The organism is Phenylobacterium sp. Root1290, assembly GCF_001425305.1.
GTDB lineage: Bacteria > Pseudomonadota > Alphaproteobacteria > Caulobacterales > Caulobacteraceae > Phenylobacterium.
This window is the reverse complement of the sequence record NZ_LMEE01000002.1, coordinates 245,377-257,558: the sequence shown is the minus strand read 5'-3', so window position 1 is coordinate 257,558 and position 12,182 is coordinate 245,377. Positions and strand designations below refer to the sequence as shown.

Genomic DNA, 12,182 nt, shown 5'->3' with positions numbered 1-12,182 from the left:
CCTCGCCGACCTGGTCTTCCTCGACAACCTGCCGCGCAGCCATATCGGCAAGGTCCTCAAGCGCGAACTGCGCGACGACTACAAGGGCAAGGCCCTCGGTTGAGCCGGGGGCTGTCTGCCTCTAAAACGGAGCACGGCCATACCGAGACCCCGACGCGAATGACCCGACGCACGAGCGAGCGTTTCCAGCGCCGCAAGAAAGACATCGTGGCCTCTGCGGTGCAGGCGCTGAACCGCAAGGGCGTGCGTGGGATGACGCTGGCCGATGTGGCTGCGCAGCTCGGCATCGTGCCAACCGGGGTTATCTACTACTTCAAGAACAAGGAAGAGCTCGCCGAGGCCTGCTTCATGTTGGCGGTCGCGCGCTACGAGGGCTTCGTCCAGGAGGCTGAGGCCGCCGAGAGCGCGCGCGAGCGGATTGCGGCCTTCAATCGCGCCTACTTCAACTTCCGCCATGCGGAAGCGCTGGGCCAGGCCGAGCACGTTGCGGTGTTCAACGATGTCCGGGCGCTCAATCGTGAAGCGGTGAATGTCGCCTATGTCGACATGTTCCGTCGGATCCGCTCGCTGTTCGACGGGCCGGGGGCTGAGCAACTCACGCGCCTGGAGCGCAACGCCCGCACCCACCTGCTGCTGTCGGAGGCCTTCTGGGAAGTGGTCTGGCTGAGCAAGCTGGAGCCCGAGGACTACGAACGCGCCGCCGATCGGACGCAGTCATTGTTGCTCGACGGCCTGATGGCTGGCGGAGCCCGCTGGGACCCGCGCCCGCTGCCCGACCTGATCGGCGAAGCCGAGGCTGACGCCGGTGAGCAGTTCCTCCGCGCCGCTACGCAGCTGATCAACGAAGAAGGCTATCTCGGCGCTTCGGTCGACAAGATCTCGGCGCGGCTGAATCTGACCAAGGGTGCATTCTACTATCACCACGAGACCAAGGACGAGCTGGTGGTGGCCTGCTTCGAGCGCACCTTCCAGATCATGCGCCGCGCGATCCGCCAGGCCGAGCGCGTGTCGTCCAATGGGCTGCAGGCGCTGATGACGGCGGCGGCGGCGCTGGTCGAGTGTCAGGCGTCGGGCGACTCGCCGCTGCTGCGCACTTCGGCGCTGACGACCGCGCCGGTGTCGATCCAGCCGCAGTTGCACGCCAAGTTCGATGGCGTGGCGGATCGGTTCGCGGCCCTGATCTCGGACGGTATTGCTGACGGCTCGGTGCGGCCGGTGGACGTGAACATCACCGCCCAGATGCTGACGGCGATGATCAACGCCGCCGCCGAACTGCACTTCTGGACGCCGGGCCTGGAGCGCGGCCAGGAGGTCGATCTCTATGTGCGTCCGTTCTTCGAAGGGCTGCTGACGCCCGGCGCGGCCTAGGCAAGAAAAAGGGGCCGCGCGCGGCGGCCCCTCAAGGTGCGGACGGTCGATGCGGCGGCCAGGATGCGACCCGCCGCCGACCGCCCGGGGAGGCCCTAGAGGATCTCGAAGAGGCCGGCCGCGCCCTACCGAAATCGCCGAAGCGATTTCGGCGACTCCTTGATGATGGGCGCGGCTTTTCGCCCTCTTAGAAGATCTCGAAGAGGCCGGCCGCGCCCATGCCGCCGCCGACGCACATGGTGACGACGCCGTACTTGGCGCCGCGGCGCTTGCCTTCGATGAGAACGTGGCCGGTCGAGCGGGCGCCGGTCATGCCGTAGGGGTGGCCGATCGAGATGGCGCCGCCGGAAACGTTGAGGCGGTCGTTCGGAATGCCCAGGGTGTCACGGCAATAGAGGACCTGGCTGGCGAAGGCCTCGTTCAGCTCCCAGATGCCGATGTCGTCGACGGTCAGGCCTGCCTGCTTCAGCAGCTTCGGCACCGCGAACACCGGGCCGATGCCCATTTCCTCGGGCGCGCAGCCGGCGACCGCCATGCCGCGATAGGCGCCGAGGGCCTTCAGGCCGCGACGTTCGGCTTCCTTGGCTTCCATCAGCACGACGGCGGCGGCGCCGTCCGACAGCTGGCTGGCGTTGCCGGCGGTGACGTACTTGCCTTCCTTGACGAAGGGTCCGCCCTTGAAGACCGGCTGCAGCTTCTGCAGATCCTCCAGCGTGGTTTGCGGCCGGTTGCCTTCGTCGGCCGAGATCGTGATCTCGCGCTTCGACTGTTCGCCGGTGGCCTTGTCGACCACGATCATGGTCGTGGTGATGGCCGCGATCTCGGCGTCCATGCGGCCCTCGGCCTGGGCCTGGGCGGTGCGCTGCTGCGATTGCAGGCCGTACTCGTCCTGAGCCTGGCGGCTGACGCCGTAGCGCTCGGCGACCAGTTCGGCGGTCTCCAGCATCGGCACGTAGAGGCCGGGGGCGGAGCGCACCAGCTCGGGGTCGCCCGAGCGGTAGTTGTTCATGTGCTGGTTCTGGACGAGCGAGATCGACTCGACGCCGCCGCCGATGGTCACGGTCATGCCGTCGACGATGATCTGCTTGGCGGCCGTGGCGATGGCCATCAGGCCCGACGAGCACTGGCGATCGATGGTCTGGCCGGCGACCGACTGGGGCAGGCCGGCGCGCAGGGCGGCCTGGCGGGCGGTGTTGAATCCGGTCGAACCCTGCGGGAGGGCGCAGCCCATCACCACGTCATCGATCTCGGCCGGATCGACGCCGGCCCGCTGCACGGCGTGCGCGATGGCGTGGCCGCCGAGCGCCTGCGCCTGGGTGTCGTTGAAGGCGCCGCGGAACGCCCGGCCAATGGGCGTGCGTGCGGTGGAAACGATGACGGCTTCGCGCAAGGTGTGCTTCTCCCTGGGGCGATGCTCGCCCATAGTTGAGGTGATAGTATTTTATCCGACGGGACGGATGGCTTTTGAAATATCCACGAATTTGCATCGTCGCAAATTATTTGAGTGATGAGTTTGCAAATCGAGACGCCTTCGATAACGTGCCCCGCCGGAGCGAGAGGGAGGCGACGTGGCGCACGAGGTCGAACGCAAATCCGTGGTCGTCTGGAGCGAAGGCTCGCGCATGGCCGCCGTGGTTCTCCGGCCGCGCGGGGCTTCCGGGCCGACGCCCGCGATCCTGCTGGCCCATGGATGGGGCGGCCTGAAAGAGCACCTCATCGAGCTCTACGCCGAGGCGTTCGCCGCGGCCGGCTATGTGACCATGGCCTTCGATTATCGCGGCTGGGGCGGCTCGGACGGGCGCATCATCGCAGCGCCTGGCGCGCCCGTCCTGACGGCGGGCGGTGAGCAGACCGTGGCGGTCCGGGTCCTGCGAGAAGTGGTCGACCCGGTCGATCAGGTCGTGGACGTCCGCAACGCGCTGGCCTGGCTGATCGCAGAGGAGGGGGTGGATCCGCAGCGGGTCGGCCTTTGGGGCTCAAGCTATGGCGGCGGTCACGTGGTCAGCGTCGCTGGTCAGGATGATCGGGTGAGGGCGCTGGTCGCCCAGATCGGCGGCTACGGTCATCCGCGGGAGGATTGGTATCGCCAGTTGGCGCGCCAGCGGATGTCGGACAAGGCTCGCGGCGTGCTGGACCCGGCGGTGCCGCAGGGCGTCGACGGCGCGCCCGGTCTGCTCGGGACGCCGGACGTGGCCCGCCAGTACGGCCATGCGCCGCTCGACCACGCGCGCCGGGTGACGGCGCCGACGCTGTTCATCGACGCTGAGTTCGAAGAGTACAACGACCCGTCGCTGCAGGGCGGGGCGGCCTACGACATCCTGCGCGCCAACGGCGTGACGTGCGAGCGCGCGACGTTCCCGTGCACGCACTACCGCGTCTACGACGACCACCTGATCGAGGCCCGCGCGATGGCTCTCGACTGGTTCAACCGACATCTTTGATTGCGAGGGTTTGGATCGTGAAGGATCTGAGCGGCAAGGTGGCCGTCATCACCGGCGGCGCCAGCGGCATCGGCCTGGCCATGGCCCAGGCGTTCGGCGCGCAGGGCATGAAGCTGGTGATCGCCGACATCCAGCAGGACGCCCTGGACCGCGCGGTGGGCGAGCTGACGCAGGCTGGTCATGAGGCCGTCGGCGTACAGGCCGATGTGACGAGCTTTTCGTCGGTCGAGGCGCTGCGCGAGGCGGCGCTGGCGGCGTTCGGCAAGGTCCACGTGCTGGTCAACAACGCCGGGGTGTCGATCACGGGGCCGATCTGGAAACTGACCCTGGACGACTGGCGCTGGGTTCATGACGTCAACGTCTGGGGCGTGATCCACGGCATCAAGGCGTTCGTGCCGCTGCTGATCGAGCAGGGCGAGCCGGCGCACGTCATCAACACCGCCTCGCTGGCCTCGTTCAACGGCGGCGGCGAGCATTCGCCCTACTGCTCGTCGAAGGCCGCGGCGCTGTCGATCAGCCAGTCGCTGCATTCCGAACTGGCGGCCTGGAACACTGAGATCGGCGTCTCGGTCGTCTGCCCGGGGATGGTGGACACCCAGATCCACAAGTCCAACCGCAACCGGCCAGGGGGCGACCAGCCCTGGAGCGACCGCGAGTGGAACGATCCGGCCCACGTGAAGGGCTCGGAAGTCTTCCAGGGGCGCGGCGTCCAGCCCAGCGACATCGCCCAGGCGACGCTGGAGGCCCTGATCGAGGGCCGTTTCTACGTCTTCAACGGCGACAACTGGCGCGACTACGTGCGCGGCCAGACCGACGTCGCCCTGGCCGGCGAAAATCCGCCGGTCGTCACCTGGGGCCCGGACCTGCGTCCCAAGCCTCCCGCCCAGTGATCTATCGAGTGAGACCAAAGTCATGACTGCAGCGACGGCCCTGGACGCCGAAACCTATCTCGCCACAGCCGAGCAGGACTGCTGGGTGATCCCGGACATCCCGACCGACACCCCGACGCGGCCGGTGGCCAGGGTCGGGATCATCGGGGCCGGCACCATGGGCGGCGGCATCGCGATGAACTTCGCCAATGTCGGCTTCGAGGTGACCATCGTCGAGACCAAGGCCGAGGCGCTCGAGCGCGGTCTGGCCGTCGTGCGGCGCAACTACGAGAACTCGGCCAAGCGCGGCCGCTTCTCGATGGAGGAGGCCGAGGCCCGTATCGGCCGGCTGACCGGCGCGCTGTCGCTGGACGCCCTGGCCGACTGCGACCTGGTGATCGAGGCGGTCTACGAGGACATGGGGCTGAAGAAGCAGATCTTCGCCGAGCTCGACCGCATCACCAAGCCGGGGGCCATCCTGGCGACCAACACGTCGTACCTGGACGTCGACGAGATCGCCTCGGCCACCTCGCGGCCGCAGGACGTGGTCGGCATGCACTTCTTCTCGCCCGCCAATGTGATGCTGCTGTGCGAGGTCGTGCGCGGCGAGAAGACCGCTAAGGACGTGGTCGCCACGGCCATGGAGGTCTCCCGCAAGATCGGCAAGATCGGCGCGGTGGTGGGCGTCGGACCGGGCTTCGTCGGCAACCGCATGCTGTTCCCGCGCCAGGACCAGGCCAACCTGCTGATCCTGGAAGGCGCCATGCCCTGGGACGTCGACCGCGTGCTGCGCGAGTTCGGCTTCCGCATGGGACCGTTCGCGATGAGCGACCTGTCGGGCCTGGACATCGGCTGGAACGCGGCCAAGTCCAAGGGCGAGACCCTGCGCGACGTGCTCTGCGAGATGGACCGCCGCGGCCAGAAGACCGGCGCGGGCTATTACGACTACGACGCCGAGCGCAATCCGCTGCCGTCGCCGACGGTCGAGAAGATCATCGCCGACTTCGCGGTCCGCAAGGGCCTGCCCCAGCGCAAGATCGACGACGCCGAGATCCTGGCGCGGCTGGTCTATCCGATGATCAACGAGGGCGCGCGCATCCTGGAAGAGGGCAAGGCGATCCGCGCTTCGGACATCGACGTGGTCTGGGTGCACGGCTTCCGCTGGCCGACCGACAAGGGCGGCCCGATGTTCTACGCCGATCAGGTGGGGTTGCCCGTAGTGGTCGAGACCCTGAAGCGCTTCGAGGCTCAGGTCGGGCCGGCGATGAAGCCGGCGCCGTTGCTCGAGCGTCTCGCCGCCGAGGGCAAGGGCTTCGGCGACCTCTAGCGACCGACGGACAAAAAACGGCGCGCTGCGGATGTGGCGCGCCAACAGTCCGGCGTCGCGCCGGGCAGGGGAGGGGATCATGGACGGGCATCCGCCGGCGCCGCGAAAGAGCGTCCTCGACAAGATCGGCTATGGGGCCGGATCTATCGCCTTCGGGGTGAAGGACAATGGCTTCGGCACGCTGCTGATCCTGTTCTACAATCAGGCCCTGGGTCTGCCGGCCAGCACCGTCGGACTGGCGGTGATGATCTCGCTGGTCGTCGACGCCGTCATGGATCCGTTGATCGGCCACGTGTCGGACAACTGGCGTTCGCGCTGGGGCCGGCGCCACCCGTTCATGTACGCCTCGATCATTCCGACGGCGCTGGGCTTCTACCTGCTGTGGAACCCGCCGGCGGCGCTGACCCATGGGCAGTTGTTCCTCTACCTGGTCTGCCTGTCGATCGCCGTGCGGTTCTCGATCTCGCTGTTCGAGATCCCCAGCCACTCGCTGGTCGTCGAACTGGCCGAGGACTACGACGAGCGGACAAGTCTGCTCAGCTATCGCCAGTTCTTCGGCTGGATCGCGGGTCTGCTGCTGTCCATCGCCTCGTTCAGCATCTTCCTGCGTCCGACGGCGGAGTACGAGGTCGGCACCCTCAATCCGCAGGGCTATGCGACCTACGGCCTGGTCGGCGCGCTGATCATGATCGTGGCGATGCTCGGTTCGTCTCTGGCGACGCACAAGCACATCAAGACCTTCACGCCGACGCCGCCGTCGCGAGGCCTGAACCTGTTCCAGACCCTGCGCGAGATCTTCAACGCCGTTTCGCACCGGCCGTACCTGATCATGGTCGGGGCCACGGTGTTCGGGGCGATGGCCGGCGGGGTGGCCAGCTCGATGCTGGTCTATTTCCGGCTGTTCTTCTGGGGCCTCACCAACGACCAGATCTCGATCATCATCGCCGGCAACTTCGCCTCGGTGGCCGTGGGCGTCTTCCTGGCCGGGCGACTCTCGAAGTGGATCGGCAAGAAGTGGGGCGCAGCGGCGATGCTGGTCCTGTCGATGACCGTGAACCCGTCGCTCTACATGTTGCGGGTCGTCGATCTGCTGCCGGCGAACGGCTCGACGTCGCTGCTGACGGTGCTGATCCTGGCCAGCTTCCTGAACACCGTCTTCACGATCGTCGGCTCGATCCTGTCGGCGGCGATGATGGCCGACGTGGTCGAGGACGCCCAGGCGCGGACCGGCCGCAAGACGCCCGGGCTCTACTTCGCGGCCAACAGCTTCGCGCTGCAATGCGTCTCCGGCGCGGGCGTGATCATCGCCACGGCGATCATCGATCTGGCCGGCTTCCCGGTCGGGGCCAAGCCCGGCCAGGTGCCGCAGGAGACCTTGAACAAGCTGGCGATCTACGAGGTGCCGATCCTGGTCGGTCTCTATATCTGCGCGCTGATGTGCGTGCTGATCTACCCGATCACGCGCGAGCGTCACGCCCAGAACCTGGCCGCCATCGCGAGGACCGCGACATGAGGACGACGATCCTGATCGCCGCCGCGACCCTGGCCCTGGCTGCGGCGCCCGCGGCCGCACAGGCGCCGGGCGGCGAGGCCCTGTTCAAGCAGCGCTGCGGGACTTGCCACACGATCGATGCGGGCGGCGCGGCCAAGCTGGGCCCGCCGCTGCGGGGCGTGGCGGGGCGCAAGGCCGGCGTGGTCGCGGGCTACGCCTATTCGACGGCGCTCAAGGGCTCGGGCGTGGTCTGGGACAGGGCGAACCTTGACGCCTATCTGGCGCGCCCTGCGGCGCGGATCCCGGGGACCAAGATGACGCTCGGCGTCCCCGCCGCCGACCAGCGTGCAGCGATCATCAGCTATCTGGCGACCCAGAAGTAGTCTGCGCGCGCGGCGCGCGGCGCCAGCAGGCTGACAGCGCTGGAGACGGCCTGCCATGCCAGGCCGAGAGCCGGCGGAGTTGCTGCTGCAGCTGGCGTGTGGGAAACCACTCTGCAGGTCTATAGGCCGCGCCGCCGAAAGGGTTTTGCAACCTCATGCCTCCCCGTGAGACCGCTATCGAGACCTCCGTGCGCCCTTCAGGGCGTCGGCGCGACCCGGAGGTCGATCGCCGGATTCGGAATGCGTCGATCGAGGGCCTCGCGGCGGAGGGGTTTTCAGGGCTCACGATCGACAAGATCTGCGTCCGCGCCGGGGTCCCGCGCGCGACGTTCTATCGTCGGTGGGACAGTCTCTACGCCGCCGTGGCGGACGCCTTTCACGAGGCGTTCCTGTTCAAGGATCTGGCGGAGAGCGAGGCTCCGTTGGACGACATCGTCGCCTTCTTTCTGGAGATGGTGGCGCTCTACAACGCGCCCGTCATCGGTCCCTGCATGGGGCTCATCGTGCAGGAGGCGCGGCTGCGCCCTGAACTGGAGAAGCTCACGACCGCCCACTTCGTGGCCCGCAGGGCCCGGAACCGCGCCTATGTCGCCAGCGCCCTGGCGCGGCTCGGTCGGCCTGACGCCGTCGATCCAGATCTCCTGGTCGATGTGCTCAGCGGCCTGGCCATGAATACGATGGCCACAGGCCGCAAGGTCAGCCGCCGGGACGCCGAGTTGGTCGTCCGGCGACTGATCGGCCTGCCGGGCTAGGGCTCGACAGGCAGGACGTTCATGACCGCCAGCGCCATGGCCGTGACGCCGGTCTGCAACGTCGGCTGGATCGCGGGCGCAAACATGGGCGAGTGGTTTACCGGCAGGGGCTTGCCAGCCGCGGCCTTCATGGTTTCTGGCGTATAGCTGCCGATGGCGAAGTAGACCGAGGGCACGCCGGCCAGGATGAACTCGGAGTAGTCCTCGCTGGCCGAGCCAGGCTGCGGAATCTCAACCGCCATCGACCCGAACGCCTGCTTGAAGACGTCAGCGGTCGTGGCGGTGAGCGCCGCGTCGTTCACCACCGCCTTGCCGCCGGGAATGAACTCCAGCTTGGGCGGCGGCGCAGCCGACATGTCGGCTTGGGCCTTTGCGACGCGGGTCACGCCGTCGAGGATCTTCTGGCGCACGCCGGCGTCATAGGTGCGGATCGTGCCCTTGAGCTGAGCGGTCTCGGGGATGATGTTGCCCGCGCTGCCCGCCTGTATCGCTCCGATCGTAACCACACCGAACGCGGCGGGGTCCTTTTCCCGGCTGACGATGCTCTGTACGTCAACCACGAAGCGGGAAGCCATCAGGACAGGGTCGATCGTGGCGTGCGGCATGGAGCCATGTCCGCCGCGACCGGTGAACGTCAACTCCAGGGCGTCGGAGTTCGAGGAGAGGACGCCCGGCTTGTAGTAGACGCCGCCGGCGAGGCCCGGGCCGACATGAAGCGCAAAGCCGTAGTCAGGCTTGCCGAACCGTTCAAAGAAGCGGTCCGCGATCATCGCCCGCGCGCCGGACACGGTCTCCTCGGAGGGTTGGGCCACGAACAGGACCGTCCCGCGCCAGCGGGCCTTCTGCGCGACGAGGGCCCGCGCTGCGCCGACCCAGGCGGCCATGTGCATGTCGTGGCCGCATGAGTGGGCGACGAAGGTCTCGCGGCCCTCCCACTGTGCGGTGACCTTGCTGGCGTAGGGGAGTCCTGTCTCCTCCTTCATGGGTAGGGCGTCGAGCTCGGTGCGCACCAGAACCGTCGGCCCGGCTCCATTTCGCAGGACGGCCACCACGCCGGTGCCGCCAACGCCTTCGGTGACGTCCAGACCCAGCGCCTTCATTTCCTTGGCCAGACGCGCGGCGGTGCGCGTCTCCTGGAATCCAAGTTCCGGATGAGCGTGAAGGTCCATGTACAGGGCTTCAAGCCTCGACCGATCCTTCTCGAACGCGGCGGTCACCGAATCTCGGGCGGCAGGGACGTCGAAAGGAGCTGCAGACGCAACTGTGGCCCCCAGCAGCACGGCGGCGGCGGGAAGGAGTAGGGCGAATGTCATGGTCTTGTTCGCGCGGTGCGCCGCGCCTCCCGTTGCAGGCATCAGAAGCGCTTCCGCATGTTGACGCCCACGGTGCGGGGCGTCAGGCCGAACAGCAGGTCCTGGTACCCGACGCCTGAGTTCTTGTTCATGATCCCGACGGCGTCCGTCAGGTTCTGGACGAAGGCGTAGAGGCCCCAGTCGTCCCCTTCGATCCCGGCGCGCAGGTTCACAGTCGTGAAGCTGCCGAAGCGATCATAGTACACGTAGGTCGGCCGGAAGGTGGAGGCCATCTCCCCGGTGTAAGCGACGTCGGCGCGGGCCAGGCCGTTCATCTCGCCAGCGATCGGCCAGACGTACGTCGCTGAGGCCGAGGCGCTCAGATCCGGGATCAACGGGATGCTGTCGCCCTTGCGCCCGGTGGAGCCGTCCGAGAGGATGTTCGCGTTCGCCTGGTCCTCGGTGAGCTCGGCGTTGGTGTAGCTCACCGCCCCGTTCAGGGTCAGGCCAGTCATGGGACGCGCGGCCAATTCCAGTTCGAAGCCCCGGATCCTCGCGGCGCCGGCGTTTGTGATGAAGGAGTAGAGGCCGTCGGCGGTAAGGGCGCCGGTCTGCCGGTCCTTCCAGTCGATCTGGTAGACGGCGAGGTTGGCGGTCATCCGCCCCTCCAGCCACGTGCTCTTCACGCCGGCCTCGTAGTTCCAGAGGCTGTCAGGAGCGTAGACGACCAGCGCCTGATTGAGACCAGGGATGTTGTTGGCGCCGCCCGGTCGGAAGCCCTCCGAGGCCGTGGCGTAGAACAGGATATCGCTGGTGGGCTCGTAGCTGGCGTTGAACCTATAGACCCAGCCTGACGCGTCGGCCGTCTGGGCTGCGAAGCGTTCGGGTGCGGCTCCGGTGAGCAGGTTGCGCTGTGTCCCTGCGCCGGAGGTGGTCTTGGTGTAGTCGTAGTAGCGCGCGCCGACCGTCAGCGTCAGCCGTTCGACTGGCTTGTACGACACCTCCCCGAAGCCGGCCGTCTGCTGCACCTCGGTCTCCACGTAGCGGCCCTGCACGTAGCGGAACGGCTCGTAGACCATCCCCGTCGAGGCGTCGCCGAAGAGGGTGTTGCTGTCGATGTGGTCCTTGCGCAGCTCGGTGTAGGCTCCAATCGTCCACTGCAGCGGGCCCTCGCCACGCGAGCTCAGGCGCAGCTCGTTGTTCCACGACAGCAGATTGGCCGGTTGGTAGCCGGTGATGGGCAGCAGGCGCGCCAGGGCGGGCGAGGCTGCTCCGTAGGCGGGGGAGAAATCGACCGTGCGCAGGATGTCGTACTTGTAGTGCGAGCTTGAGCCTGTGAGCGTGCCAAAGGGCGACTCCCACTTGGCCGTCAGGCTGTAGAGGTCGAGCTCGTTGCGGATCGGCAGGACGGCGCGGCTGTCGGTCTTGTGCTCGCCCAGGCTCTGGTACCAACCCTGAACGTCGTCCGCTTCGGAAACCTGATGTACGACCGTTGCGGTGACCGCTACGTCTTCAGTCGGGGTAAAGCCCAGCAGCACCCGGTACCCCGAGGACTCGCTGTCGTTGATGTCCTTGCGCCCAAGCCGAACGTTGTCGACATAACCGGGGCGCGCCTCGCCATAGGCGACGGCGCGAACCGCGAGCTTGCCGTCGATGAGCGGCAAATTGATCATGCCCTTGAGATAGCCGCTGTCTGAGCCGCCCTTGGTCACGGCCCGCTGCGCTTCCACCGCGCCGCCAATCTGCGTCGGATCCGGCTTGTTGAAGATCACCCGCAGCGTGCCGCCCATCGAGCCGCCGCCGTAGAGCGTGCCCTGCGGACCGCGCAAAACCTCGACGCGTTCAACGTCGAACAGGTTGAGATCGGCGGCGTTGTTACCCGGGTCCTGGGTCGTGCCCGAGGGACCGGTCAGCGGCGTCTCGTCATAATACAGCCCGGTGGTCGCCTCGCCGGACCCCTGCACGCCGCGGATGCTGACCCGGCTCTGGCCAAGCTGGCCTTGGCTGAGGTTCACGCTTGGCACCTGGCGGAAGTAGTCCTCCAGGCGGGTGGCGCCCAGCTGGGCGATCGTCTCTGCGCCGACCGCCGTGATGCTCATCGGCGTGTCCTGAACGGTGGTGCTCCTCTTCAGAGCCGTGACCACCAACTCCTCAAGCATGGCCTCGCCGCCATCCTGGGCGGACGCCGAGCCATAGCTCAACGCCGCTGCGGCCACGCCGCCCAATAAGACCTTAGAACGCATTGCTGACCCCCTCCA

General features: G+C 67.4%; 10 protein-coding genes. 7 read left to right on the top strand and 3 right to left on the bottom strand.

What is annotated here, in order from left to right; genetic code table 11:
* Positions 1 to 159: 159 nt before the first annotated feature.
* Positions 160 to 1,368 (top strand): TetR/AcrR family transcriptional regulator, encoded by a 1,209-nt coding sequence (locus ASC79_RS10705; RefSeq protein WP_056025764.1) that lies wholly within the window; start codon positions 160 to 162, stop codon positions 1,366 to 1,368.
* 187 nt (positions 1,369 to 1,555) lie between these two features.
* Here the strand turns inward: ASC79_RS10705 and ASC79_RS10700 are convergent, their stop codons facing one another.
* The gene (locus ASC79_RS10700; protein WP_056025762.1) at positions 1,556 to 2,758 is read right to left on the bottom strand and encodes an acetyl-CoA C-acyltransferase; all 1,203 of its coding nucleotides are present in this window, start codon (positions 2,756 to 2,758) and stop codon (positions 1,556 to 1,558) included.
* Between the two features lie 178 nt (positions 2,759 to 2,936).
* On the opposite strand from ASC79_RS10700, the gene ASC79_RS10695 reads away from it, so the two are divergent.
* The 6 genes from ASC79_RS10695 (at position 2,937) to ASC79_RS10670 (ending at position 8,632) form a co-directional block, all read left to right on the top strand.
* Positions 2,937 to 3,809 carry an alpha/beta hydrolase gene (locus ASC79_RS10695; protein WP_056025760.1) on the top strand — a complete coding sequence of 291 codons (873 nt, stop codon included), beginning with the start codon at positions 2,937 to 2,939 and terminating at the stop codon, positions 3,807 to 3,809.
* Positions 3,810 to 3,826: 17 nt separating this feature from the next.
* Positions 3,827 to 4,699 carry an SDR family NAD(P)-dependent oxidoreductase gene (locus ASC79_RS10690; RefSeq protein ID WP_056025758.1) on the top strand — a complete coding sequence of 291 codons (873 nt, stop codon included), beginning with the start codon at positions 3,827 to 3,829 and terminating at the stop codon, positions 4,697 to 4,699.
* A gap of 22 nt (positions 4,700 to 4,721) precedes the next feature.
* Complete coding sequence (locus ASC79_RS10685) at positions 4,722 to 6,005, top strand: 3-hydroxyacyl-CoA dehydrogenase (protein ID WP_056025755.1); 1,284 nt, start codon at positions 4,722 to 4,724, stop codon at positions 6,003 to 6,005.
* A gap of 79 nt (positions 6,006 to 6,084) precedes the next feature.
* Positions 6,085 to 7,518 (top strand): MFS transporter, encoded by a 1,434-nt coding sequence (locus ASC79_RS10680; protein ID WP_056025752.1) that lies wholly within the window; start codon positions 6,085 to 6,087, stop codon positions 7,516 to 7,518.
* Positions 7,515 to 7,880 (top strand): cytochrome c family protein, encoded by a 366-nt coding sequence (locus tag ASC79_RS10675; protein ID WP_056025750.1) that lies wholly within the window; start codon positions 7,515 to 7,517, stop codon positions 7,878 to 7,880. Before ASC79_RS10680 ends, ASC79_RS10675 begins: the two co-directional genes overlap by 4 nt.
* Before the next feature lie 188 nt (positions 7,881 to 8,068).
* A complete protein-coding gene (locus ASC79_RS10670; RefSeq protein ID WP_056025748.1) occupies positions 8,069 to 8,632 on the top strand; it encodes a TetR/AcrR family transcriptional regulator in 564 nt (187 codons plus the stop codon).
* On the opposite strand, the gene ASC79_RS10665 is transcribed toward ASC79_RS10670, so the two are convergent.
* Positions 8,629 to 9,801, bottom strand: a complete 1,173-nt coding sequence (locus ASC79_RS10665; protein ID WP_235528814.1) for an amidohydrolase — start codon at positions 9,799 to 9,801, stop codon at positions 8,629 to 8,631. The genes ASC79_RS10670 and ASC79_RS10665 overlap by 4 nt on opposite strands.
* A gap of 185 nt (positions 9,802 to 9,986) precedes the next feature.
* Complete coding sequence (locus ASC79_RS10660) at positions 9,987 to 12,167, bottom strand: TonB-dependent receptor (RefSeq protein ID WP_056025744.1); 2,181 nt, start codon at positions 12,165 to 12,167, stop codon at positions 9,987 to 9,989.
* Positions 12,168 to 12,182 lie beyond the last annotated feature (15 nt).